Raw genomic sequence first — 23,567 nt, forward strand, 5'->3', positions numbered from 1 at the left:
GCCGAATCCCTTCCTGATTGATCCAGTTGATGGTCACGACGTGCTTAAACTATGGGGTGATTCATCCAAGTATGCCATTCCGGTCACCGTGCCTTTTTGTTCTAACGGGCTGGGTGCTATCGATACATGTCTGCGGTAGGCTCACGCGCGCGCTGTTATCAAACTTCCATGGCGACCCCTAACGTGCAAGGGATCCTGAAATACGGTGCCGATCCCGACAAGCACAGGCTGCTCGTATCCGAAATGTTCCATTGCTGCCGGGAGTGAACTCAAGCTGCCAGACCATCGCTTCTCGTTCCGCCGTGTGATGGATTGCATGATAGTTGCGGGTGTATCCTGGGAAAGCCCCGCAGCGATCAGCCTGCCCGAGAGTTCGCTGGCCGTGCGGCCCGCCATATAGTAGATCGTCGTGGTGTGCGGATCCGTGAGGCTCGTCCAGTCCAAGTTGTCAGGCAATGCACCCTTGCGGGAATGTCCGGTGACAAAACGAACGGATTGCGCGCAGTCGCGATGAGTCAGCGATATGCCGAGTTGCGAGGCCATGGCGCTGGCAGCCGTGATGCCCGGCACGACATCGACGGAAATGCCGGCCTGCTGCAGGCAGGCGATCTCCTCGCCGGCCCGCCCAAAGATCATTGGATCTCCGGATTTGAGGCGCACCACCCGTTTGCCGGCATTCGCAAGTGCCAGCATCATATCGTTGATGTCTTCCTGACGGCAGCTTTCCCGACCGCCGCGCTTGCCGACAAGCATGCGCTTTGCCTCGCGGCGTGACAGTTCGAGCACTTCGTCGGAAACCAGGTCGTCGAAGAGTATGACATCCGCCGCCTGCAGCGCTCGGACAGCTTTCAACGTCAGAAGCGCCGCATCGCCCGGACCGGCGCCGACGAGGGTGACATGGCCTTTGCCGGGCGGCAGATCGCCTGCCAGCCGGTCGGCATCGCGGATAAACTGACTTTCGGCTTGCGGCGAGGGCTCGTTCCTGAAGGCACGGTCGACGAAACGCTCCCAGAAGAGGCGACGTTGTGCACCGGGTTGAAGCCTCTCGTTCACCCGATCCCTCAGCCTCTGTGCCATCTCGGCCCAAGCTTTGAGTGACGCGGGAAGGAGCGTTTCTATCCGCCGGCGAATGGCCTGCGCGAGAATGGGCGCCGCACCATCTGTCGATATCGATACGACGACTGGCGAGCGGTTGACGATCGAACCGAACTGGAATTGGCAAAATGCCGGCTTGTCGATCACGTTGACCGGCACGCCGGCCTGCCGTGCTGCCTCGAAGAATGCGCGGGCTTCGTAATCTTCGTCACAATCGCCAATCGCAAGTGCTGCGTCCTCGAAGGCGGCTGCATGCCAGGCATGGTCATGGTGCGCGAAGCTGCCCAGCGGATGGTGGGAGCCTCTGGCAATCAGGGTCTTGAATGTGTCCGAGAGCCGTTCAGCATAGACATGCACGTCTGCGCCGCAGGCGGCGAGAAGCTCGGCCTTCCATGCCGCGGCCTCGCTTCCTCCTGCGACAATCACCCGTTTGCCCTCCAGGGCCCAGAAGACCGGCAACTTGGCAAGCAGCGTCATACGGGCGCCGCGTTCCGTCTCTTTCTCATTCCGCTGCTGTTGCAAGACAACCATCGATGATCCCCCTGATTTCGGCGCGGCATGAACCGCAATTTGTCCCGGCATTGGTCATGTGGCTCACTGCCTCAACGCTTGAGGCACCGCCGCGAATGGCAGCAATGATGTGGTTGATCCCGACCGAAAGGCAGGTGCAGACGGTGGCGCCCGGATCTGGCTGGTCTGCTCCGGGCCGACCGGCGATCACCGCGAATCTTCGCCGCACGTCCGCATGCGATGCCGTCAGCTGAGCGACGGCCCAATCTCGGGCAACGCCCACCGGCCCGCGGGAAAGGAAGAAGGCTGCAAGCAGCCTCTCGCCGTCAAAAAAGGCGAGGCGGACGTCCTCGTCCTGCCTGTCGATATAACCCAGAGGTTCGATACCGACCGGGATGTCGAAGGCGATGCGGCACCATTCTGCCAAATCCTCGACTGGTTCCGAGAACGCGATTTCGCTGCGCCAGCCGCCCGGTGCCCTGGCGCGTGCCCAATACAACGCGCCTCGGAAGTCGGGCATGGCGCTGGTCACAGCGAAACCGTAAAACGCTCCGTCGAGGCCACTGGCTGCGACAGGCACGTTTTTTGAGGCGGGCTGGCCCGAGACAGGGTCTGTCACGGGCGGCACAAGGGCATCGATCCGGGCTCGCGAGGCAAACTGGTCATTCCAGTGCATCGGCACGAAGATATTGCCGCGTGCCTGCCGCGGCGTAATCAGTGCGCGCAGAATGACCTTGCCGTGGGAGCTGGCAAGCTCGACCAGCGCGGCGTCCTGAATGCCGAGTGCGGCTGCGTCGCTCGGGTGAATTTCCGCAAAGGGTTCGGCGATGTGGGCCGACAGCCTGTCGCTCTTGCCCGTGCGGGTCATCGTATGCCAGTGGTCGCGAACGCGGCCGGTATTGAGTGTCAGGGGGTAGGCCGAGCAGGTGTGATCCGTGACGGCAGGAGCTTTTATCGCCACAAAACGGGCCTTGCGATCCGGATGATAAAAGTCGCCCTTGGCGAAAAACCTTTTGCTGTCCTCTCTGTAATCCTCTGTCAAACTGGCGGGCCACTGGAAGGGCAGAAGAGCCTGATAGGTCCGCTCGTCGATATTTTGGCACGCACCTATATCGAAGTCTCGCCGTCCCTCGTTCTCAAAGGCTGACAAGGCCGCATGCTCGGCAAAGATCTCGGATGGGTGACGATAGTCGAAGCCGGAAAAGCCCATCCGCCGGGCCACCTCCGCCATTTGCCACCAGTCTGCCTTTGCATCGCCGGGATGGTCGAGGAAATCGCGCTGGCGCGAGATGCGGCGTTCCGAATTGGTAACGGTGCCCGCCTTTTCTCCCCACCCCAGCGATGGCAGAAGCACATGCGCATGACGCGTCGTATCCGTGTCCCGCAGCACATCGGAGACGACGACGAACGGGCAGGCCCTGATCGCGGCCTCCACCGCATCGGCATCGGGCATGGAGACGACGGGGTTCGTTGCCATGATCCATAGCGCCTTGATCCTGCCGTCCGCCACGGCGCGGAACATGTCGACGGCCTTGAGGCCGGGCCTTGCTGCGATCATGGGGGATTGCCAGAAGCGCTGCACCCTGTCGCGATCCTCGGCGCTTTCGATCGCCATATGCGCTGCCAGCATGTTGGAAAGCCCGCCGACCTCACGTCCACCCATGGCATTGGGCTGGCCTGTCAACGAAAACGGTCCCATCCCCGGCCGGCCGATGCGGCCGGTCGCCAGATGGCAGTTGAGGATGGCATTCACCTTGTCTGTGCCCGAGGACGATTGGTTGACCCCTTGGCTATAGCAAGTGACGACCTTCCGCGTCGTCTCGAAGAGGCGGTAGAAAGCAACCAACTCCGACTCACTGAGGCCCGTGCGCTCCGCGATGTCGGGGAGGGGAAGCTGCGCAGCAGCCTGCAAGGCTTCCTCGTAACCCGCAGTATGAACCGACACATAGGCATGGTCGATCGAATTGCTTGCGGCAAGATGGGCCAGAAGCCCCATGAACAGCGCGACATCACCATCTGGGCGGATCGCCAGATGAAGGTCGGCGATGTCGCATGTCATGGTACGGCGCGGATCGATGACCACCACCTTCATCTGCGGTCGGGCCGCCTTGGCGGCTGCTAGGCGCTGATAGATGACCGGGTGGCACCATGCGAGATTGGACCCCGTCAGAACGACAAGATCGGCAAGCTCGATATCTTCATAGCTGCCCGGCACCGTGTCAGAGCCGAAGGCGCGGCGGTGGCCGGCCACCGATGACGACATGCAGAGCCGGGAATTCGTGTCGATATTGGCGGAGCCGATAAAACCCTTCATCAGCTTGTTGGCGACATAGTAATCCTCGGTCAGCAATTGGCCGGATACGTAGAAAGCCACCGCATCCGGTCCATGCTCTGCAATCACCGCCGAGAATGTCTGCGCAACGAGATCGAGTGCCTCGTCCCATCCGGTTTTTTGCCCGGCGATCTGCGGAAAAAGCACCCGCCCGTCGAGATCGATCGTCTCGGCCAGCGCCGACCCTTTGGAACAGAGCCGGCCAAGATTGGCCGGATGTTCCGGGTCTCCCTTGATGGTCACCACGCCATTGTCGGATACGGTGGCGATCACGCCGCAACCGACACCGCAATAGGGACAGGTGGTTTTCGTTTCCTTCGGTCCTGTGGGCGACAGTGTCGTCGACACGATGGGTGCCATGGCGGTCTACTCCGCCGCGACCATCATCGCGCCCTCAAGCGCGATGAAGAGCCGGCCGTTCTCATTGCGGACAGGGATTGTCCGCACCTCGCCGTCATCGGCACCAAGCGCCTTGCCGCTCTCGAGCGAGATGACCCAGTTGTGCAGCGGGCAGGTGACGGACGTGCCATGCACGATGCCTTCGGAGAGCGGGCCTCCCTTGTGAGGGCAGCGGTTTTCGATCGCATGGACCTCGTGTTCGTCGGTGCGAAACACGGCAATGGTCATGGACGGAGTTTTAACGCAGCGCGCGCCAAGCAACGGGATTTCGGTGATGTCGCCGATCGGATGCCAGTTCATGTCCATTGTTCTCACTCCGCAGCCTGGCCGAAGCCGATCGATGCCATCGGCCGGAACTCGTGCTTGTCCTTGCCGGATACGCGCTCCGACCACGGGTCGACCTGGGCGAATGTCTGGGAAAAGACGAAACGGTCGTAGTAGCCGCGCCGTCTGTCGTGATCCTCGATGATCTGACGGCGGATCTCCTCAAGGCCGATGCGCTTGGCCCATTTGTAGATCCGTTCTAGATAGCGCGCCTGCTCTCGGTACATCTGGGTCAGGGCCACGATATGTTCGAGCGCCTCGTCCTCGCTCTTCACGAGGCCCAGAACTTCCGTGCCCTTGATGTCGAGACCCGCAGCACCGGCGAAATGGATCTCGAAGCCGCTGTCGACGCAGATGACCCCTATATCCTTGCAGGTTGCCTCGGCGCAATTTCGCGGACAGCCGGAAACCGCCATCTTCAGCTTGGCCGGCGTCCAGGAGCCCCACATGAATTTCTCGATGCGGATGCCAAGCCCGGTCGAATCCTGCGTGCCGAACCGGCACCAGTCGGAGCCGACGCAGGTTTTGACGGTACGAAGGCCCTTGGCATAGGCCTGGCCAGAGATGAAGCCGGCTTTGCCCAGATCGGCCCAGACGGCCGGCAGGTCATGTTTCTCTATGCCGAGAAGATCGATGCGCTGGCCGCCAGTCACCTTGACCATCGGTATCTCGAACTTGTCGACAACGTCGGCAATCGCCCGCAATTCCTGCGAATTGGTGACGCCGCCCCACATGCGCGGCACGACGGAATAGGTGCCATCCTTCTGGATGTTGGCGTGGATGCGCTCGTTGATGAAACGCGACTGATAATCGTCGGCATATTCATCCGGCCAGTCGCAGACGAGGTAGTAGTTGAGCGCCGGCCGGCACTTGGCGCAGCCGCAGGAGGTATTCCACTCCAGTTCCTGCATCACGGCGGGAATGGATTTCAGCCCCTTGGCCTTGATGAGACGGCGCACATCGTCATGGCCGAGATCGGTGCAGGCACAGATGGGCTGGACCGCTTTCGGATTGTAGGCGTCGCCGAGCGTCAGCGTCATCAGTTGCTCGACAAGGCCAGTGCAGGTGCCGCAGGAAGCCGACGCCTTGGTATGGGCGCGCACCTCGTCCAGCGTCGTCAGCCCCTTGGCCGTGATCGTCGATGTGATCTTGCCCTTGCATACGCCGTTGCAGCCGCAGATTTCTGCATCATCCGGCAAGGCTGCAACGGCCGCCATAGGGTCCAGCGGGGCTCCTCCCTGATAGGCCTGGCCAAAGATCAGGGTGTCGCGCATCTCGGAAATGTCGACGGCCTTCTTTTTCAGGTCGTTGAACCAGGCACCATCGGCGGTTTCGCCGTAAAGGACGGTGCCAATGATCCGGTTGTCCTTAAGGACGAGGCGCTTGTAGATGCCGGCCGTCGCATCGCGAAGGACGATCTCCTGGCGATCGTCGCCATCGGCGAAATCGCCGAGCGAATAGAGGTCGATACCGGTTACCTTGAGCTTGGTCGGCGTGTCAGTGTGAACGAAGGCAGGCGTCGGGTCGTCGGCAAGGTGGGAGGCTGCAACGCGCGCCATCTCGTATAGCGGCGCGACGAGGCCATAGACCATGCCGCCGACCTCGGCACATTCGCCGAGCGAATAAATGTCGCCATCGGATGTCCGCATGCCGGTATCGACGACGATGCCGCGATTGACGGCAAGGCCGGCATCCCTGGCGAGATTGATGTTCGGACGGATGCCGACCGCCATGACGACCAGATTGGCCGCAATGACGGTGCCGTTATCCAGCTCCACGCCCTCGACCTTTCCGTCGCCGATGATCGCCTTGGTATTGGCCTTGCAGATCACCTTGATGCCGCGCTCCTCGACGGCCTTCTGCAGCAGGTAGCCGGCAGCGGGATCGAGCTGGCGCTCCATCAGCGTCGGCATGACATGCAGCACGGTAACGTCCATGCCGCGCAGCGCGAGGCCGGCTGCCGCTTCGAGGCCGAGAAGCCCGCCACCGATGACGACGGCCTTGGCGCGCGACTGTGCGGCAAGCAGCATGGCATCGACATCGTCGAGATCGCGATACGAGACGACGCCCGGCAGATCCTTGCCAGGAACGGGAATAATGAAGGGCACCGAGCCGGTGGCAATCACCAGCTTGTCGTAGCTCTCCGTCACACCGTGATCGGAGGTCACGGTCTTGGCATCGCGATCGATGGCGACGATCTTATGGCCCTTGTAGAGCGTAATGCCATGGTCGATGTACCAGCCGTCGCCATGAATGACGATCTGCTCGTAGGTCTTTTCGCCTGATAGGACAGGCGAGAGCATGATGCGGTCGTAATTGACGCGCGGTTCGGCGTTGAAGATCGTTACCGAATAGCGGCCGGGAGCGTGTTCGAAGAGATGTTCCAGCATGCGGCCAGGCGCCATGCCGTTGCCGATGACGACGAGTTTCTCAATTGCGGTTTCGGACATGGGTTTACTCCGCAGCTTCAACGAAGCGGTGACGTTCGTAGAGGAATTTCAGCACGGCCTCGCGGCACTTGAGGTAGGTGCGGTCACCCGCAAGCTCGATGCGGTTGCGCGGCCTCGGTATGGCGACATCGAGCACCTCACCGATGTGGGCGGCCGGCCCGTTGGTCATCATCACAATGCGATCCGACAGGAGCACTGCCTCGTCGACGTCATGGGTTATCATCACCATCGTGTTGCCGAGGCGGGCGTGGATTTCCATGACCGCATCCTGAAGATGGGCGCGGGTGAGGGCGTCCAGCGCGCCGAAAGGTTCATCGAGCAACAGGATCTTCGGCTCCATGGCAAGCGCACGGGCAATGCCGACGCGCTGTTTCATGCCGCCCGAAATCTCTGACGGGCGCTTGTCCTTGGCATGCGCCATCTGCACGAGGTCGAGATTGGCCATGACCCAGTCGTGCTTTTCGCTCTTGGTCTTGGTGGCTCTGAAGACCTTGGAGACAGCTAGATTGACATTCTCGTAGACGGTCAGCCATGGCAGCAGGGAATGGTTCTGGAACACCACGGCACGTTCCGGTCCGGGCGCGTTGACCTCTCTGTTCTCCAGGAGCACGGCGCCATTCGAAACCGGTGTCAGACCGGCGATCAGGTTGAGCAGGGTGGATTTCCCGCAGCCCGAGTGACCGATTATCGAGACGAATTCGCCCTTGTCGATGGTGAGGTTGATGTCTTTCAGCACTTCTGCGCGCGAGGCACCGCGATCGAAATACTTGTCGATGTGGTCGAGCTTGAGATAAGCGTTCATGAAAATCCCCTCAATTGGCCGAGGTGCCGCGGGTGACGAGCTTGCCGATCGCGGCTACGAGCTTGTCGAGGATGAAGCCGACGACGCCGATATAGGCGAGGGCGACGATGATGTCGGGCAGGCGCGACGAGTTCCACGCATCCCAGATGAAAAAGCCGATTCCGACACCGCCGGTCAGCATTTCGGCCGCCACGATTGCAAGCCAGGACAGGCCGACACCGATGCGAAGCCCGGTGAAGATATAAGGGGCGGCCGATGGCAGCATGATCTTGAAGAAGAATTCCAGCTGGTTGAGGCGCAGTACCTTGGCGACGTTTCGATAATCCTGAGGAATATTGCGCACGCCGACAGCCGTGTTGATGATGATCGGCCATATGGAGGTGATGAAGATCACGAAAATGGCCGAGGGATTGGCGTTCTGGAAGGCGGCAAGCGAAAGCGGTAGCCATGCGAGCGGCGGCACTGTGCGCAGGACTTGGAAGATAGGGTCGAGGCCGCGCATAGCCCAAACCGACTGGCCGATGACGGCGCCGACGACAATGCCGACCACTGCTGCCATGCCGAACCCGTAAGCGACACGCTGGAGCGAGACGAGAACCCGCCAGCCGAGGCCGATATCCTGCGAGCCGTAGTTGAAGAACGGATAGGCGATCAGGTCATAGCTTTCGGCCCATACCCGGCTCGGCGAGGGCAGGGAGGCATTGGGTGACGAACAGAGCGCTTCCCATGCCAGAAGAATGAGTAGGATCACGACCAGCGGGGGGACGACATTGCGAAGCAAGGCGCCACCAAGTTTGGCCGCATCGAACTTAGGCATAGTTCTGCCGGTGAAGTGGACGACATTTGCCTGCGGCTTGGCGCCATCGATCGGGCCAGCGGTCGGCTCGATGCTTGCGGTTGGCGTTTCCTGTTTTGCCAGGGCTGACATTACGTGCTCCATGGAAAGGCTTGAGGGAGAAGGGGGGCGGCACGCGTCTCTGCGCGCCGGAGCGGTCTGCCGGTCGTTCAGGAGACGGTCTTGATCGTCAGGCTGTCGAGATAGGCCGTCGGGTTGTCGGGATCGAAGATCTTGCCGTCGAAGAACGTCTCTTTGCCACGCGAGGCGGAGGCTGGAATGTCGCTTGCGGCAACGCCCAGTTCCTTGGCTGCATCGCGCCACAGGTCTTCGCGATTGACCTGATCGACCAGCTTCTTGACGTCGGTGCCGGGCGCAAACGTGCCCCAGCGGATGTTTTCCGTGACAAACCAGGCATCATGGCTCTTGAAGGGGAAGGACGCCTGATCGCGCCAGAACTTCATGTAGAGGTCGGTACCCTTGATATTCCGGCCGTTGCCGTAGTTGATGTCGCCCTTCAGGCGGCCTACCACATCCTTCGGTGGCACGTTAAACCATTGGCGGCGGCCCAGAATGTCTGCCATCTCTTCCTTATTTTCCATCTTGTCTGCCCATTGCTGAGCCTCCATGACGGCCATAAGCAGGGCCCTCGCCGCATTCGGATTCGTCTCGACCCAATCGGCGCGCAGGCCGAGCGCCTTTTCCGGATGATGCTTCCAGAGTTCGCCGGTGGTACAGGCCGTAAAGCCGATACCCTGATTGACCAACTGTTCGTTCCATGGCTCTCCCACACAGAACGCGTCCATGTTGCCAACCTTCATGTTGGCGACCATCTGCGGCGGCGGAACGACGATCGTGGATACGTCCTTGTTCGGGTCGATGCCGCCGGCTGCAAGCCAGTAACGGACCCAGAGATCGTGTGTGCCGCCTGGGAAGGTCATTGCCACCTTCACCTCATTACCGGCCGCCTTCTTCTTGGCGAATGCTTCTTTGAGCTTTGAGGCATCGAGTTCGACGCCCGTTCCCGCATAGTCCGCGGCAACCGAAATGCCCTGGCTGTCGAGATTGAGGCGGGCGAGGATCGCCATCGGCACTGGCTTGTTGTTCTGGGTCACCTTGCCGGTATGCATGAGATACGGGAGCGGCGAGAGGATATGCGCGCCGTCAATGCCGTTGGCTGCGCCGCCGAGCACGAGATTGTCGCGGGTCGCTCCCCAAGAGGCCTGTTTAGTAACCTCGGCGTCCGGCAGCCCGTGTTTGTCGAAAAGGCCCTTTTCCTTCGCCACGATCAGCGCTGCGGCGTCCGTGAGCGCTATGTAGCCGAGCTTGATGCCCTTAACCTCCGGCCCCGGCGCTGCGGCAAAGGCGCCGGACGGGAAGGCTGCCTTAACTGCGCTGACGAGAGCGGCGGTGGTTGTGGTCTTCAAAATGGTGCGGCGGGTGATGCCGGTCTTCACAAATCGGGTCATAGGCAGGTTCCCTCTGCTGGTTTTTTGGAAAAAGGGCATAAAAAAACGCCGCTCGGAGATCGCGCCTCAAGGATTGGAAATCCCGGGCAGCAAAAACCTTGCGACGTCGATGTCGTTTGAGAACGCTTTCGCGCGTTCATGAGCCCAGATCACCGTTGACCGGAGCAAATCCATAAAAGCAAGTAGTGTGCCAGATTGACGGCGTCAGACTATCGCGATGAAATTACTTGGATATTCTTCGGGCTCGATTTGCGCCGAACCGTGGGGCCACAGATGCTCTGCGAATATTTTGTGCTGATGCTGCCAAATATGCGCGCAAAGGATAAGCAGTACATGACACGCATCATCGCATTTATATGAGGTGTCTTCAGCCCTAAGAGGCGGCACCCGTTCCGAGCGTCGCGATATAGTCGGGTATGGCAGCAGGATCGAATACGTGCCCGTCCATGAACCGGTCGCCTTCCAGATTGCCTTCGACCGTTATATCCTGGCCCGTGGGTGCGGAACCGAGCGCGGCCTTATACAGGTCTGGTCGGTATGCGCTTGCGGCGGCAAGCAACCCTTCCTCGTTATAGGTCGTCTGGCCCCAACGGATCATCTGACTGTAAATCCAGAGCGCATGCCCCGGTTTGGGATAGTTGGCAAAACGCCGGTTGAAGGTGAAATAGTCAGGGATCAGGCGCCCGTTACCCTTCGCGTCCAGACTGAACTCGCCGGCAAGGACCTGACGGATGATGCCGATGGGTGCGGCGATGTAACGGGAATCAGCTAGTGCCTCGGAAAGTCCGTCGTGGTTTTCCGGCGTGTCGCACCAGCGCGCTGCCGCGTCGAGCGCAACGATCAGACGCGAGACGGTGTCCGAATGGCTGGCGGCCCATTCCGGCCGCATGGCAACCACCTTTTCAGGCGCGGAAGGCCAGATGTCCTGTTTGGCGGCGACGATTCGTCCAACGCCGCGCTCCGATGCAACCATGTTCCAGGGTGCTCCGACGCAGAAACCGTCGATGGCGCCGGCTGCGAGGGCATCGGATGTCATCGACGGCGGCACGACGACGAGCTTCACATCCCGATCGGGATCAATGCCGCCTGCGGCAAGCCAGTAGCGGAACTCGTAATTATGCGACGAGAACGGGTAGGTGACCCCGAGGCGCGGCACGGCTTCACCCTGTTCGCGCATTACCTTCAGTAGACTAGCCAATGCGCGAGCGTTTTCCAGCGCGCTCGCCGTTTCGGCAAGGTGGCCGACCTCCAGCATCCGTTCGAATAGGCGGAGCGACAGTGTGATTGCGTTGCCGCCACGACCGAGCGAAAACGGGGTAATGGTTGGGGAGGGATTTGAGCCGAGGCCAAGCATGGAGGCAACCGGCATGGGTGAAAGCATATGGGCGATATCGAATTGACGAAAGGCAAGCCGATCTCGGATGTTGGCCCAGGAGACATCTTTCACCATCTCGAGTGCCAGCCCTTCTTTTCTTGCAAAGCCGAACTCTGCGGCCGCAACCAGGACGGATGCATCGACGAGCGGGATGAAGCCGGCACGCAGGATCTTTTGTTCCGGAGCGCCAATGGTGGCGGGCGCACCGAGATCATTTCCAGCCCGATCTGTTCTCTTCATCATCTTAACTCTGCATCCTCCTGCCCATATCCATCACATCAGAAGACCTGCGGCAGTCACTAGGCTTTGCGCAATTTCAGCCATTTTCTTTTTTTCGTTCATTGCTGTCTGACGCAACAATGCAAAGGCCTCCTCCTCCGAAAGCCCGCGCATTTTCATGAGTATGCCTTTAGCTCGCTCCACGACCTTACGCTCCTCAAGCGCGGATCGAGCTTCGGCTAGTTCTTGCTGCAGTCGACTAAAGGCGTTGAAGCGGCTGACGGCCATGTCGAGAATGGATTTGACGCGTTCCTTCTTAAGGCCGTCGACAACATAAGCGGAAACGCCTGCCTCCATGGCAGACTCGATCAAGGCGGTGTCGGATCGATCCACGAACATCGCAATCGGGCGACTGACGGTGCGAGTCAGCTGGAAAAGATGTTCCATCATATCCCGGTTGGGGTTTTCGATGTCGATGATGATGACGTCCGGCTGTTGCGTCTCGATGATGCGGGCAACGCCATTGACCTCATGAATGACCGTGACATTGCTGTGACCGGCCTCGTTCAGGCCTTCCTCGATGATCGAGGCGCGGATGGCGTTTTCATCTATAACCAAAATTGTCAGATCGGATTTTGCCATTGCCACCCTCAGTCAATGGCGCTGGGCGAACAGGCGGCGAAATTTCCGGTGGCGATCAATGTCGTCCACGGCAATGAAGTGGGCCGGCCTGGCGAAATGGTTGTGGTCATTCCGCAGGCAGCCGGGATAATGCGAATGAAAGGCGGATACGGCGCCAAGGATATCCCCTTTTTGACTTTGAGAGGGAGAAGCAATCCGCATGCCATGCCTTCCAGCGCGCAGGTCTCGACCGATTGAGTGCCTTGCGTTGGAAGGGATATGTGTCCTGCCTGTTTTATGAGCAATTCCTGTAAGTCGATTGACAAAACTTACGGCACGGCAGGAGACTCAAGCATCTGTCAAATGTTCAGAAGAAACCCCGGTTCTTTCAAAATATGCTCAACGCCCCTCTGTACGTGGCTGGTGATGATCTGCCTTGCGCCATCTGCGTCTCTCGCAAGCGCCCGTTCAAATAGCAGCTTGTGATCGTCGACGACCGCATTGCCTCGAAAACTGCCAGCGAGCATATGATATCGAAGGAAACGATCGAAGACCGAGGACAGGTTTTGCAGAAGCGTTGTCGACTTGCTTGCCGCTACGATCGCCCGGTGAAACTCCCAGTCACATCTGACCCAGTCGATCGTGCGGGCAATATCTCCAGCGAGAAGCCTGCGCTCCACCGCAGCCAATCGATGATGCGCGGCCACGATCGAGCCTTCCCACTCAAGATCTCCGGTGGCGAATGAAAGGCCGATAGCATGGCATTCCAACACGATGCGAAGGTCGGCCAGCTCTGTCAGTTCTCGCCTGGATACTGGACTGACCTCAAATCCACGCTGCCCTTCTGCAAGCACAAGATTCTCTGCCGACAATCTGCAAAGGATCTCACGTAGTGACGAAATGCTGATCGAGTATCGCTCGCGAGCCTTTTCAAGCTTGATCTTGGAGCCTGGCGGCAAGGTCCCGAGTATGATGTCCTGTCGCAACCGGCGAAAGACCGCATCGCTGACGCTTTCGCTGAGGTCGTTCACCCGTTCGTGCTCAAATGATCGTTCTTCACGCATGATCAATCCTGAAGCGGCGACTTTCTCGCCAAAGCATGTTCCACGCCTCCCTCAATGTGCAGGCCGAGGATCTTTTTCGCCGTCTTCTGGTCTCGCTCGAGGGCAGCGTCCAGAAGACGCTTGTGTTCGTCTGCAGCGATCTTGCCGCGATAGGAGAGGGCAACCATTTGGTAGCGGAGATATTTATCGAAAATGGCGGCATGGGTTTCCATCAGCAATCTCGACCCACAAGCGGAAATCAGAGCCTGGTGAAATTCCCAGTCATAACGCTTCCAGTCTTCCGTCTGACTGGTATCGCCGCTGGCCATGACGCTCTCCATGCGGGCAAGTTTGTAATGCGCAGATACGAGCCGTGCTTCCCAGTCGACGTCACCCCTCTCGAAGGATTGCTCCAGCGCGTGTGTCTCCAATAGCAGGCGCAGTGCGGCGATCTCTTTCAAATCGGTCGATGACATCGGCGCCACATGAAAGCCGCGTTGGCCCTCCGCCACGACAAGTCCTTCGGAGGCAAGACGGTTGAGGATCTCCCTCAGCGTGCTGACGCTGGTGTCATAAGTCTCCTTGAGCTTCTCGAGCTTAAGCTTCTGACCGGGAGCGAGGCGCCCGAATATGATATCGGCTCGAATTCGCTTGTAGCTGTTTTCGGCAACGGTTTCGGTGGCTAGATCGGAAAGCATGTGCGCATCTCGGAGATTTTCTCAATCCTCATACATATTTTGTCTGCTCGTTTAAACCCACCCGGTCACGCTCAACAGATTGGCCCACCATCGATCAAAGCCTCGGCAAGCCTTCCGGCCTGAGAGCCTTCTTCAATGCAGCAATGCGGAAGATGGCGTTGGCCGCGCCATATCCGCGATAGCCGCTACGTTGCACGATCTCGAAAAAGAAGCCTTCACCGAACGTCGTGCTGTAAATCTGGAAATATTCGCCGTGGTCGTCTCTGTCGTAGAGAATATTGTCGGCCTTCAATCGCTCCGTCAGGGCCGGGTCCAGGCCGAATCGAGCTTCTATATCGCCGTAATAGTTCGGAGATATGGGCAGGGGTTCGAAGCCGTTTTTGCGCAACGCGGCAACTGTCTCGAAGATGTCCTCGGTGTGAAAAGCGAGGTGCTGTATGCCCGAGCCGAACCGTTCCGCGATGAAATGGCCAGCCAATGTGCGGCGGTTCTCCGCTCCATTCAGTGTCAAGCGCAGGCTGCCTGACTTATTTTCGACCACCTGGCTGCGCACCACCCCGGACGGGTCGATGATGTCGACCATCGGCGTCTTATCGGCTTCGAATATGGAGGTGTAGAACAACAGCCAGGTCAGCATCTCATCGTAAGCGACGGTCTGGGCAACGTGATCGATATGGGCAAGATGCGCTGCGGCGATGTCCGCGTCTTCGGAAGCCGGCGTGAAGTCGATCTCCGCGAAACGGCCAAGGTTGCCTTTCTCGTCGAGGAAATAGATCAGTCCGCCGCCGACACCGCGGATCGCCGCGATCTGCACTTCGCCTTGGCTGACCAACTGCTCGAATGGTTCGGCGCCGAGCGCGATTGCGCGCGCATAGGCCGCGCCCGCATCATCGACAATCAGTGCGACCGCATAGGCAGACGTGCCGTGTACTGCAAAGGAGGCGTTTGCAAAGCCCTTTTCGTCTGTGTTGAGCAAAAGGCGGATTTTGCCCTGCTCGAAAATCGCGACTTTCTTGGAGCGATGAACCGCAGTCTTTCTGAAGCCTAGCGTCTTGAGAATGGCGGCAAGGTTTTCGCTGTCTTTTTCATCGGCAGAGAACTCGACGAACCCTATGCCCTTCACGTCGGCGCGATCCGGCATTTCCGGGACGGTTAGTGTTGAGGCATCCGGATTTCGACGAACCTGATCGCCGAGATAGACAAGCGAACGGTGACCGTCGGCCGCAATCGTCTTTGGAGAGCCGCCGCGGAACTGGTCATTGAAGATTTCCAGCGACAGATAACCATCATAGCCCGTCGCGGCGATGGCTTCGGTGAACTCCCTTACCGGCAGGTCGCCTTCGCCCGGCATGTTGCGGAAATGGCGTGACCAGTAGAGCAGATCCATCTCGATCAGCGGCGCGTCAGCCATCTGCACGATGAAAATCTTGTCCTTTGGTATGGAGCGGATCGATCCGACGTCGATCTTTCGTGACAGGGTGTGAAAACTGTCGAGTATGAGGCCGATATTGGGATGATCGGCGCGCCGCACGATTTCCCAGGCATCGCGGTGGTCATTGATATGCCGGCCCCATGCGAGAGCCTCATAACCTACGCGAAGCCCGCGCTTCGCCGCCCGGTCGCCCAATTCGTGGAAATCTGCTGCAGCCCGATCGATACCGCCAAGCGATGCAGGCGAAACATTGGAGCAGACGAGGACGAGGTCGGTGCCGAGTTGCTGCATGATGTCGAACTTGCGCTCGGCGCGATCGAAAGTCCGGCTGCGCAACGGTTCCGGCATGCCCTCAAAATCCCGGAACGGTTGGAAAAGCGTGATTTCCAGTCCGTGGTCGCGAACCATTCGTCCGACATCGGCTGGACTGCCGTCGAAGGCCAGGAAATCATTTTCGAAAATCTCCACCCCGTCGAACCCGGCTGCTGCAATGGCCGCCAGTTTCTCGGGAAACTCTCCGCTGATCGACACCGTGGCAATCGATGTTTTCATTGTTTCCTCCTCCTGAAACAATCCGCTTTTTGCACTGCAAAAAAATCGTAATGCAATTTTCCACACAAATGTCGAAATGCATTTTGTCTGAGATTATAGAAAAACTCTGTTGATTTGAAAATGGGCTTATGTCAATTTTGATGTGTTACCAGCTGGAGGAGAGCTGGCAGGCCTTTTGGGCCATCAGAGGAGGAGCACCTAATGTTTGGATTCAAATTGAAACGGCGCCGCGCCTTGTTGGGCGCCGCGGCAATTATCGCCGCAGCATCGCTTTCGCAGCCGGCTGCAGCTATCACGCCGGCCGAGATCAAGGCCAAGGGTAAGCTGGTCGTGGGCATCCAGGGCGACAACCCGCCTTGGGGTTTTGTCACGAGCGCAGGCAAGCAGGACGGCTTTGATGCCGAAATGGGCGCCCTGTTCGCCAAGGAACTCGGCGTCGAGGTGGAATTCGTTCCGCTCGAAGTCAACAACCGCATTCCCGCACTCACATCAGGCCGCGTCGACATTCTGTTCGCGACAATGGCGATGTTGCCGGATCGCGCCAAGGCCGTGCAGTTCAGCCAACCTTACAATGCGAACGCCATCGTCCTGATCGGGCCGAAGGACAAGTCGATCAAGACGAATGATGACATGGCCGGCTTGACGATCAGCGTCGCCAAGGGTGCAGCCCAGGATACTCAGGTCACTAAGAATGCCCCGCCTACCGCGACCATTCGCCGGTATGACGGCGACGCAGCAAGCGTTCAGGCGTTGGCTTCCGGCCAGGTCGACGCGCTCGGCGGCAACATCTTCTATCTCGATCGCGTCGAGAAGGCTGTTCCGGGCAAATTCGAAAACAAGCTCGAATTCCAGAAGCTCTACAACGGCGCCTGCACGCGCTTGGGCGAGAAAGAGATCAATGTCGCGGTAAACGAGTTCATCGACAAGATCAAAGGCAATGGTGAACTGAAGAAGATCTACGACAAGTGGATGAAGGTTCCGGTGCCGGAATTCCCGAAGAGCCTTGAAGGTATTCCGTTCACCGCGAAGTGAGCTTCAGCTCTTCGTAAACTCTGAATTTCGCGTGGTGGCACCCGAATGAGGTGCCAGCGTCGGCGCATGGCAAATCCTTGCGCCGACGCTTCCCGGAGTTTTCTTCATGAACAAGACGATCTTTGTCCTTAACGGACCCAACCTCAATCTTCTGGGTGAGCGGGAGCCGTCCATATACGGCACGACAACCCTTGGCGACATTCGCGAGCGATGCGAGGCGAAAGCCGCGTCTCTGGGTTTCTCGGTCGATTTTCGCCAGACGAATTTCGAGGGCGAACTGGTGGAATCCGTCCATCAGGCGCGAAAGGATGCTTGTGGCATCATCATCAATCCGGCCGGATACACTTTCACGTCCATCGCCCTGCTGGACGCACTGAAGACTTTCGACGGCGCGAAGATAGAGCTGCACATATCCAACGTGCATGCCCGCGAGAGCATCTATCACAACTCCCTAATTTCACGCACCGCGACCGGCATCATGATCGGCTTCGGAGCCCGCGGTTACGAACTGGCGATCGAAGCCATGGCCGACATGGTCGAGCCGTCCTGAGAACGCGCCGCAGGAGATTTCATGAACTATACCCTTGATTTCACTCCGGTCATCGACGGTCTGCCAAACCTTCTATGGGCCTGTCTCGGAACATTCACGCTGGCCATTTGCGGCATGCTTCTGGCGATCGTGATCGGCATCGGCGGCGTCATTTTGCGCCAGTCGCCATTCAAGCCTTTGCGCTGGCTCGTGATCGGCTTCGTCGAACTGATCCGCAACACGCCGTTTCTGGTGCAGATCTTCTTCATCTATTTTGCGCTGCCGCTGGCCGGCATCCGGCTCGATCCGACGCCGACCGCGATCATCGCGCTTGGCATCAATGGCGGCGCCTATGCCATCGAAATCATTCGTGGTGGCGTGCAGTCCATTTCGAAGGGGCAGATGGAGGCGGGACTGGCGCTCGGGCTGCACAAGGCTCAGGTCTTCCGCCTGATCATCCTCAAGCCGGCACTGAGGGCGATCTATCCCTCCCTGACGAGCCAGTTCATCCTGCTGACGCTGACGACCAGCATCGCATCCGCCATCTCGGCCTACGAACTGACCTCGGTATCGCAACGGATCGAGTCCGACAGCTTCCGCAGCTTCGAGGTCTATTTCACAGTGACGGCGTTCTACCTCGTCATCTCCTGGGTGATGATGCGCATCTTCGCGCTCTTCTCCTCCCGCTATTTCAGCTACCCGGTCAGATAAGGAGGAAATCGAATGGGACGCGAAGAATTCCTTTTCCTTCTGGCAGGCCTGAAATGGACAGTCGCGCTGTCCGTGGTCGCCTTCATATGTGGCAGTATTGCGGGGCTGATAGTCGCTTTGGCGCGCACCTCCAGCATCTTCATCGTCGAGCGCCTGACGGCCGGCTATATCGCGGTATTCCAGGGCACGCCGCTTTTGATGCAGCTTTTCGTCGTCTATTACGGACTAGCCCTGATCGGCATCCAGATGGATGCGTGGGCTGCGGTGTCGGTCGGCTTGACCCTCCATGCAAGTGCCTTTCTGGGGGAAATCTGGCGAGGATCGATTGAAGCGGTGCCGCGTGGGCAGACGGAGGCCGCCAAGGCGTTGAGCCTGGGTTACGTCTCGCGGATGAAGGATGTCGTCCTTCCCCAGGCGATACGGATCTCGCTTCCGGCCACGATTGGCTTCCTGGTGCAGCTCATCAAGGGAACATCGCTCGCTTCGATCGTCGGTTTCACCGAACTGACCCGCGCCGGCAACATCATCTCAAACCAGATCTTCCAGCCATTGACCGTCTTCGGCGTGGTTGGAGCCCTCTACTTCCTGATGTGCTGCCCGCTGACCATCTACGGCGCCCATCTCGAACGCAAATTCCTGACCGCCAGCCGCTAGGCCGTGCCGGTCGAGAAATCCGGAGTTTTATGGATGAACCAGACAATGAATAGCGCAACGACCACGGAGCCGATGATCTCCCTGTCGGGCGTGGAAAAATGGTACGGCGCCTTTAAGGCTCTCGACAATATCAACATGTCTGTCGCGAAGGGCGAGAAGATCGTGCTTTGCGGCCCCTCGGGAAGCGGCAAGTCCACGCTTATCCGCTGCATCAATCACCTGGAGGCCTATCAGAAGGGTGACATCCATGTCGGCGGCATCATGCTCGGACATGGATCGAAGACGATCGATGCGGTTCGCCGCGAGGTCGGCATGGTCTTCCAGCAGTTCAATCTCTTCCCGCATTTGACCGTGTTGCAGAACTGCATGCTGGCACCGATGAGATCGCTCGGTATCGACAAGGCGCAAGCCGAGGATCGTGCCCGCACCTTGCTGGAGCGCGTCAAGATCTCCGAGCAGGCCGAAAAATACCCCGCTCAGCTTTCCGGCGGTCAACAGCAGCGCGTCGCCATTGCGCGTGCCCTCTGCATGCGGCCCAAGGCGATGCTGTTCGACGAGCCGACATCCGCACTTGACCCGGAAATGGTCAAGGAAGTGCTCGATACGATGATCGCATTGGCCGAAGAGGGAATGACGATGATCTGCGTGACCCATGAAATGGGTTTCGCACGTCAGGTTGCCGATCGCGTCATCTTCATGGCAAGCGGCGCGATCGTCGAGGAGGCGCCTCCGGCCGAATTCTTCTCCAATCCGAAACATGAACGCACCCGGAAGTTCCTTGGCGAAATCCTCGGGCGGCATTGATGCGATACAGTTTCATAGCCGGAAGGTAAAGCCGATGATAAGCGGCAACACAAAACTCATCGCACATCTCGGTTTCCCGACGCATTCCTTCAAGGCGCCGTTGATCTACAATCCCTATTTCGAGAAAAACGGTATCGATGCGGTCGTGGTGCCGATGGGATGCCGGCCGGATGACTACAAGGCATTTCTGAAACTGGTCTTCCGCCTTTCCAATATCCATGGCGCGCTGATCACCATGCCGCACAAGATCACCACCATGGGATTGCTGGACGAAATTTCCACCAATGCGCAGGTTGCTGGAGCCTGCAACGCAGTGAAAATCGGATCGGACGGCGGCCTTGTCGGCGATATGTTCGACGGGGAAGGTTTCGTCCGCGGGATGCTGCGCAGAGGGCGGGAGATCGAGGGCAAGAGAGCGATCATGGCCGGTGCCGGAGGTGTCGGCTCGGCGATCGCCGCGTCGCTTGCCAAAGCGGGATTGGCAGAACTGGCGCTTTCCGATGCCTCCATCCCCATGATGCAGGGCCTCGTGGACCGGTTGCGTCGTCATTATCCGGGGTTGCGTGTGGAAGCCGGCAAGACCGATCCAAACGGCTACGATATCGTCATCAACGCCACGCCCCTCGGTATGAATGACAATGATCCGCTGCCTTTCGATGTATCCCGGATCGCGCCTTCAGCCTTCGTTGGAGAGGTGGTGCTGAGCCGTGAGATAACGCCGTTCCTGGCTGCGGCGCGCGCTCGCGGCTGCGAATATCAGGTCGGAACAGACATGCTGTTCGAGCAGATACCGGCCTATCTCGAATTCTTCGATCTTCCCATCACGACAGCGGAGGAACTTCGCGCCGTTGCCAGATTGTGAGGGAACTGGGATGCCAGATGATGCAATCAGATTTGCGATCATGGGAGGTGGCCTGATCGGGCGTGAACATGCCGCGCTAATTGCAGCAACGCCCGGTGCAGAGCTTGTCGCAATCTCAGACCCAGCGCCTGCCGCGGAACTGGTTACAAGTGAGTTCGGGGCCAGACACTATCTCGATTATCGGACCATGCTGGACGAGATGCGGCCAGATGGCGTGATCATTGCTCTGCCAAATGCTCTTCATGCTCAAGCGGCAATCGCCTGTGTTGAACGCGACATCCCGTGTCTGGTGGAAAAGCCTGTGGCGGATACGCTCGAAGCTGCAAGGGATCTGGTGGCGGCGGCAGAACGAGCCGATGTGCCAATTCTAGTGGGACACCAGCGCCGTCATAGCCCCGACATCGCCAAGGCCAAGCAATTGATCGAAGAGGGGCATCTCGGTCGCCTTGTCGGGGTCCACGCCATGTGGCTGGCCGACAAGCCGGAGGCTTATTTCGATGCCGCCTGGCGCCGGCAAGCCGGTGGCGGGCCATTGCTCATCAACCTTATTCACGACATCGATTGCCTGCGGTTTGTCTGTGGTGATATCGCAGAAGTCATGGCCTTCACCTCAAATTTGGTGCGAGGCTTCGAGGTGGAGGATAGCGCCAGCGTCAGCCTGCGCTTTTCATCTGGTGCGGTTGGCACGGTCCTCATGAGCGACACGGCCGTTTCGCCCTACAATTGGGATACGGCCGCCGGGCAGGCGCTGTATTTCCCGCATCAGCCGGAAAACGCCTATTTCTTCTCCGGCACCAGAGCTGCATTGGCATTGCCGTCAATGGATCTTTGGAAGCATGAGGCGGAAGAGGGGCATTGGCAGGATCCGCTGGTCAAGCGGCACGTCACGCTGGATGGCAGCCGGGCCTATGTCAATCAGCTTGCCCATTTCATGAAAGTGGTAACGGGTGACGCCAAACCCCTGGTCTCTGCCCATGATGGAATGATGACCCTGGCGACGATACTGGCGATTGCGCGGTCGGGCCGGGAGAGGCGACCGGTCAGTCCTGCCGATCTATGACACGCGTCGCTGGGGCTTCCTGGTCGATGGGGCCATAGGATCAATTGGACGAGTCGGAGTCCAACATTCCGATTCGTTCGATTTTGCTGAGCGTTTCTCTCGCCAGCCGCAGTGAGGCAGCAGTCGCCATGGCCATCTGTGGCATGATCAGCCATTCGAGTGTCCAGGCTGCTCCTGAACGCTCCTGCTCATGCACCATGGCCTGATGCAATCCTGAAAGCTGGACGGCGTTGAAGCGAGCAAGCGCCACCAGTGTTTCTGCCCCGACCGGATTCTGTTTATGCGCCATGGCGGAGGATTTTCCGCCACCGCTCATGGAAATTTCGCGGCCCGACTGGGCCATCAGCGCGAGATCCTGCCCAATCTTGCCGAGTGCGCCCGTAACCGATGACAGGTGATGGCCGATATCCGCAATTCCGTCTCGCTGGCTCTGCCATTGCCGTATGTCCGCCAACCCCAGTTCTTCAGCAAGCGCGGCACGCACCGCGGCCCCATCTAGTCCCAGCTTGTCGAGAGAACCGGCCGCACCGCCGAGCTGGACCGGAAACACTAGGTTGTTCAGCGCTGTGAGTTGTCGCGCGAGCGGGCCACGCCAGCTTTCCACTCGATCAGAAACGCGGATCGGAATGGCCGCCTGCATACGGGTAAAGCCCATCAGCGGGTTTGATCCGAAGCGTTCATCGAGACCATCCAGAAGCGCAACTATCTGCCTTATTCGCTCAGTGAAGATCGCATGGATCGCCTTCATCCGAAGCATCAGGCTCGTGTCGATGGCATCCTGGCTGGTTGCGCCGAAATGGACATGGTTGGCCGCATCGCCGCCGACCGCCTGCCTAAGCTGTTTGACGAGTTCGGGGATGACGACGGAATCCGTCCCGACGGCTGCCTTCAGCCGTGCGAGATCGGGTTCGAATGTACCGCATGCCGCCGCAATCTGTTCCGCAGCAGCTGCGGGGATAAGTCCCAGCCCCGCCTGTGCCCGCGCCAAAGCGGCTTCGAAACGAAGCATGGTCTTGATGTCCGCATCGGCTGAAAGGTGGCGAGCGATTTCCTCATCGCCGAGGAGACCCGACAGGAAGGGATGCTCGAAGGGAGAGAAGGCCATCATGTCTCCATGTCGGGTAGGCAGCCGGTTGGGCGCAGCGTCAGATATCGAGGAATACGGTTTCTTTCGGTCCCTGGAGATGGATATCGAGCGTATAGATGCTGCCGTCCTTCTGTGCGACCATTGTCTCGACCCGCTGGCGATGTTCGATGCGTAACAGCAGCGGATCGATGGCGTTCGCTTCCGCCTCGTCGGAAAAGTAGATGCGTGTATGCAGACCGATATTGATGCCGCGAGCAACGATCCAGAGCGTGATATGCGGCGCCATGGGGCGTCCGTCCTTGAACGGAACCTTGCCGGGTTTGATCGTCTCGAACTGGAAATAACCATTCTCGGCATTCGTCGGACAACGGCCCCAGCCGGTGAAGTTCGGATCAGCGGTGCCGCGCATTTCCGACGGGCTGTTGTAGAGACCGGCGCTGTCCGCCTGCCAAATTTCGGCAATAGCATCCCGCACAAGCGTATCGGCGCCGTCAAAGATGCGGCCACGCACGGTGATGCGTTCGCCCAGCGTCTGATCGTTGACCATCGTGGTTCCGAGATCGCCGTCATAGACGCCGCGAATGTCGCAGTAATTCGGCGTCAGTCCGATATGGACATAGGGGCCGGCGGTCTGCGACGGTGTTTCCTTCAACCTGTGAAGCTCCTGCACCA

The 23,567-nt window shown here is 59.1% G+C and carries 22 protein-coding genes; 8 read left to right on the forward strand and 14 right to left on the reverse strand.

All coding sequences use genetic code 11. The features are described from left to right. Positions 1–141: 141 nt before the first annotated feature. The 9 genes from cysG to ACI3K0_RS20480 form a co-directional block, all read right to left on the reverse strand. On the reverse strand, positions 142–1,626 hold the full coding sequence (cysG, locus tag ACI3K0_RS20440; RefSeq protein WP_404946113.1) for a siroheme synthase CysG: 1,485 nt from the start codon (positions 1,624–1,626) through the stop codon (positions 142–144). Further along, complete coding sequence (locus tag ACI3K0_RS20445) at positions 1,598–4,297, reverse strand: molybdopterin-dependent oxidoreductase (RefSeq protein ID WP_404946114.1); 2,700 nt, start codon at positions 4,295–4,297, stop codon at positions 1,598–1,600. The genes cysG and ACI3K0_RS20445 overlap by 29 nt, the downstream gene beginning before the upstream one ends. Before the next feature lie 6 nt (positions 4,298–4,303). Next, positions 4,304–4,642, reverse strand: a complete 339-nt coding sequence (nirD, locus tag ACI3K0_RS20450; RefSeq protein WP_206829018.1) for a nitrite reductase small subunit NirD — start codon at positions 4,640–4,642, stop codon at positions 4,304–4,306. Positions 4,643–4,647: 5 nt separating this feature from the next. Next, positions 4,648–7,110 carry a nitrite reductase large subunit NirB gene (nirB, locus tag ACI3K0_RS20455; RefSeq protein ID WP_206829019.1) on the reverse strand — a complete coding sequence of 821 codons (2,463 nt, stop codon included), beginning with the start codon at positions 7,108–7,110 and terminating at the stop codon, positions 4,648–4,650. Between the two features lie 4 nt (positions 7,111–7,114). Beyond that, entirely contained in the window at positions 7,115–7,912 is a 798-nt protein-coding gene (locus ACI3K0_RS20460) for an ABC transporter ATP-binding protein (RefSeq protein WP_148144176.1), read from the reverse strand. A 10-nt stretch (positions 7,913–7,922) separates the two neighbouring features. After that, on the reverse strand, positions 7,923–8,840 hold the full coding sequence (ntrB, locus tag ACI3K0_RS20465; protein WP_148144175.1) for a nitrate ABC transporter permease: 918 nt from the start codon (positions 8,838–8,840) through the stop codon (positions 7,923–7,925). A 77-nt stretch (positions 8,841–8,917) separates the two neighbouring features. Continuing rightward, positions 8,918–10,216, reverse strand: coding sequence for a CmpA/NrtA family ABC transporter substrate-binding protein (locus tag ACI3K0_RS20470; RefSeq protein WP_206829020.1), 1,299 nt, complete (start codon positions 10,214–10,216; stop codon positions 8,918–8,920). Positions 10,217–10,589: 373 nt separating this feature from the next. Continuing rightward, positions 10,590–11,834, reverse strand: coding sequence for a CmpA/NrtA family ABC transporter substrate-binding protein (locus tag ACI3K0_RS20475; RefSeq protein WP_404946115.1), 1,245 nt, complete (start codon positions 11,832–11,834; stop codon positions 10,590–10,592). A gap of 30 nt (positions 11,835–11,864) precedes the next feature. Then, positions 11,865–12,422, reverse strand: coding sequence for an ANTAR domain-containing response regulator (locus ACI3K0_RS20480; protein ID WP_404946131.1), 558 nt, complete (start codon positions 12,420–12,422; stop codon positions 11,865–11,867). On the opposite strand from ACI3K0_RS20480, the gene ACI3K0_RS20485 reads away from it, so the two are divergent. Beyond that, positions 12,306–12,689, forward strand: coding sequence for a hypothetical protein (locus tag ACI3K0_RS20485; RefSeq protein ID WP_404946132.1), 384 nt, complete (start codon positions 12,306–12,308; stop codon positions 12,687–12,689). The two genes, ACI3K0_RS20480 and ACI3K0_RS20485, sit on opposite strands and share 117 nt — an antisense overlap. Before the next feature lie 101 nt (positions 12,690–12,790). Here ACI3K0_RS20485 and ACI3K0_RS20490 read toward each other — a convergent pair whose 3' ends face one another. The 3 genes from ACI3K0_RS20490 to ACI3K0_RS20500 all read right to left on the reverse strand — a co-directional run bounded on the left by ACI3K0_RS20490 (position 12,791) and on the right by ACI3K0_RS20500 (position 16,156). After that, a complete protein-coding gene (locus ACI3K0_RS20490) occupies positions 12,791–13,495 on the reverse strand; it encodes a GntR family transcriptional regulator (RefSeq protein ID WP_404946116.1) in 705 nt (234 codons plus the stop codon). 2 nt (positions 13,496–13,497) lie between these two features. Then, a complete protein-coding gene (locus ACI3K0_RS20495; protein ID WP_183829897.1) occupies positions 13,498–14,172 on the reverse strand; it encodes a GntR family transcriptional regulator in 675 nt (224 codons plus the stop codon). Positions 14,173–14,266: 94 nt separating this feature from the next. Next, positions 14,267–16,156, reverse strand: coding sequence for a bifunctional sugar phosphate isomerase/epimerase/4-hydroxyphenylpyruvate dioxygenase family protein (locus tag ACI3K0_RS20500; RefSeq protein ID WP_404946117.1), 1,890 nt, complete (start codon positions 16,154–16,156; stop codon positions 14,267–14,269). A gap of 201 nt (positions 16,157–16,357) precedes the next feature. Between ACI3K0_RS20500 and ACI3K0_RS20505 the strand changes: the two genes are divergently transcribed. The 7 genes from ACI3K0_RS20505 (at position 16,358) to ACI3K0_RS20535 (ending at position 21,808) form a co-directional block, all read left to right on the forward strand. Continuing rightward, a complete protein-coding gene (locus ACI3K0_RS20505) occupies positions 16,358–17,188 on the forward strand; it encodes a transporter substrate-binding domain-containing protein (protein WP_404946118.1) in 831 nt (276 codons plus the stop codon). Positions 17,189–17,294: 106 nt separating this feature from the next. Continuing rightward, complete coding sequence (locus ACI3K0_RS20510) at positions 17,295–17,738, forward strand: type II 3-dehydroquinate dehydratase (protein ID WP_183686522.1); 444 nt, start codon at positions 17,295–17,297, stop codon at positions 17,736–17,738. 21 nt (positions 17,739–17,759) lie between these two features. Continuing rightward, positions 17,760–18,428: an amino acid ABC transporter permease gene (locus ACI3K0_RS20515; protein WP_112502128.1), complete on the forward strand. Its 669-nt coding sequence runs from the start codon at positions 17,760–17,762 to the stop codon at positions 18,426–18,428. 12 nt (positions 18,429–18,440) lie between these two features. Beyond that, a complete protein-coding gene (locus ACI3K0_RS20520; RefSeq protein ID WP_404946119.1) occupies positions 18,441–19,082 on the forward strand; it encodes an amino acid ABC transporter permease in 642 nt (213 codons plus the stop codon). A gap of 72 nt (positions 19,083–19,154) precedes the next feature. Beyond that, complete coding sequence (locus ACI3K0_RS20525; protein ID WP_148144279.1) at positions 19,155–19,886, forward strand: amino acid ABC transporter ATP-binding protein; 732 nt, start codon at positions 19,155–19,157, stop codon at positions 19,884–19,886. A 34-nt stretch (positions 19,887–19,920) separates the two neighbouring features. Further along, positions 19,921–20,748 carry a shikimate dehydrogenase gene (locus ACI3K0_RS20530; RefSeq protein WP_206829039.1) on the forward strand — a complete coding sequence of 276 codons (828 nt, stop codon included), beginning with the start codon at positions 19,921–19,923 and terminating at the stop codon, positions 20,746–20,748. 10 nt (positions 20,749–20,758) lie between these two features. Further along, positions 20,759–21,808, forward strand: a complete 1,050-nt coding sequence (locus ACI3K0_RS20535; RefSeq protein ID WP_404946120.1) for a Gfo/Idh/MocA family protein — start codon at positions 20,759–20,761, stop codon at positions 21,806–21,808. Positions 21,809–21,848: 40 nt separating this feature from the next. Here ACI3K0_RS20535 and ACI3K0_RS20540 read toward each other — a convergent pair whose 3' ends face one another. Both ACI3K0_RS20540 and pcaG read right to left on the reverse strand, forming a co-directional pair. Then, complete coding sequence (locus ACI3K0_RS20540) at positions 21,849–22,913, reverse strand: 3-carboxy-cis,cis-muconate cycloisomerase (protein WP_404946121.1); 1,065 nt, start codon at positions 22,911–22,913, stop codon at positions 21,849–21,851. A gap of 40 nt (positions 22,914–22,953) precedes the next feature. Next, positions 22,954–23,565: a protocatechuate 3,4-dioxygenase subunit alpha gene (pcaG, locus tag ACI3K0_RS20545; protein WP_206829040.1), complete on the reverse strand. Its 612-nt coding sequence runs from the start codon at positions 23,563–23,565 to the stop codon at positions 22,954–22,956. Positions 23,566–23,567: the final 2 nt, after the last annotated feature.

Origin of the sequence: Rhizobium sp. ZW T2_16, assembly GCF_044987325.1 — a bacterium.
GTDB lineage: Bacteria > Pseudomonadota > Alphaproteobacteria > Rhizobiales > Rhizobiaceae > Neorhizobium > Neorhizobium cellulosilyticum.

Coding starts and splice junctions, on each gene's coding strand:
- ACI3K0_RS20495 (WP_183829897.1), bottom strand. CDS start 14,172: ATGCTTTCCGATCTAGCCACCGAAACCGTTGCCGAAAACAGCTACAAG.
- ACI3K0_RS20535 (WP_404946120.1), top strand. CDS start 20,759: ATGCCAGATGATGCAATCAGATTTGCGATCATGGGAGGTGGCCTGATC.
- ACI3K0_RS20505 (WP_404946118.1), top strand. CDS start 16,358: ATGTTTGGATTCAAATTGAAACGGCGCCGCGCCTTGTTGGGCGCCGCG.
- ACI3K0_RS20520 (WP_404946119.1), top strand. CDS start 18,441: ATGGGACGCGAAGAATTCCTTTTCCTTCTGGCAGGCCTGAAATGGACA.
- ACI3K0_RS20515 (WP_112502128.1), top strand. CDS start 17,760: ATGAACTATACCCTTGATTTCACTCCGGTCATCGACGGTCTGCCAAAC.
- nirD (WP_206829018.1), bottom strand. CDS start 4,642: ATGGACATGAACTGGCATCCGATCGGCGACATCACCGAAATCCCGTTG.
- ACI3K0_RS20470 (WP_206829020.1), bottom strand. CDS start 10,216: ATGACCCGATTTGTGAAGACCGGCATCACCCGCCGCACCATTTTGAAG.
- ACI3K0_RS20540 (WP_404946121.1), bottom strand. CDS start 22,913: ATGGCCTTCTCTCCCTTCGAGCATCCCTTCCTGTCGGGTCTCCTCGGC.
- ACI3K0_RS20500 (WP_404946117.1), bottom strand. CDS start 16,156: ATGAAAACATCGATTGCCACGGTGTCGATCAGCGGAGAGTTTCCCGAG.
- ACI3K0_RS20445 (WP_404946114.1), bottom strand. CDS start 4,297: ATGGCACCCATCGTGTCGACGACACTGTCGCCCACAGGACCGAAGGAA.
- ACI3K0_RS20530 (WP_206829039.1), top strand. CDS start 19,921: ATGATAAGCGGCAACACAAAACTCATCGCACATCTCGGTTTCCCGACG.
- cysG (WP_404946113.1), bottom strand. CDS start 1,626: ATGGTTGTCTTGCAACAGCAGCGGAATGAGAAAGAGACGGAACGCGGC.
- ACI3K0_RS20490 (WP_404946116.1), bottom strand. CDS start 13,495: ATGCGTGAAGAACGATCATTTGAGCACGAACGGGTGAACGACCTCAGC.
- ACI3K0_RS20510 (WP_183686522.1), top strand. CDS start 17,295: ATGAACAAGACGATCTTTGTCCTTAACGGACCCAACCTCAATCTTCTG.
- ACI3K0_RS20460 (WP_148144176.1), bottom strand. CDS start 7,912: ATGAACGCTTATCTCAAGCTCGACCACATCGACAAGTATTTCGATCGC.
- nirB (WP_206829019.1), bottom strand. CDS start 7,110: ATGTCCGAAACCGCAATTGAGAAACTCGTCGTCATCGGCAACGGCATG.
- ntrB (WP_148144175.1), bottom strand. CDS start 8,840: ATGTCAGCCCTGGCAAAACAGGAAACGCCAACCGCAAGCATCGAGCCG.
- ACI3K0_RS20475 (WP_404946115.1), bottom strand. CDS start 11,834: ATGATGAAGAGAACAGATCGGGCTGGAAATGATCTCGGTGCGCCCGCC.
- ACI3K0_RS20525 (WP_148144279.1), top strand. CDS start 19,155: ATGATCTCCCTGTCGGGCGTGGAAAAATGGTACGGCGCCTTTAAGGCT.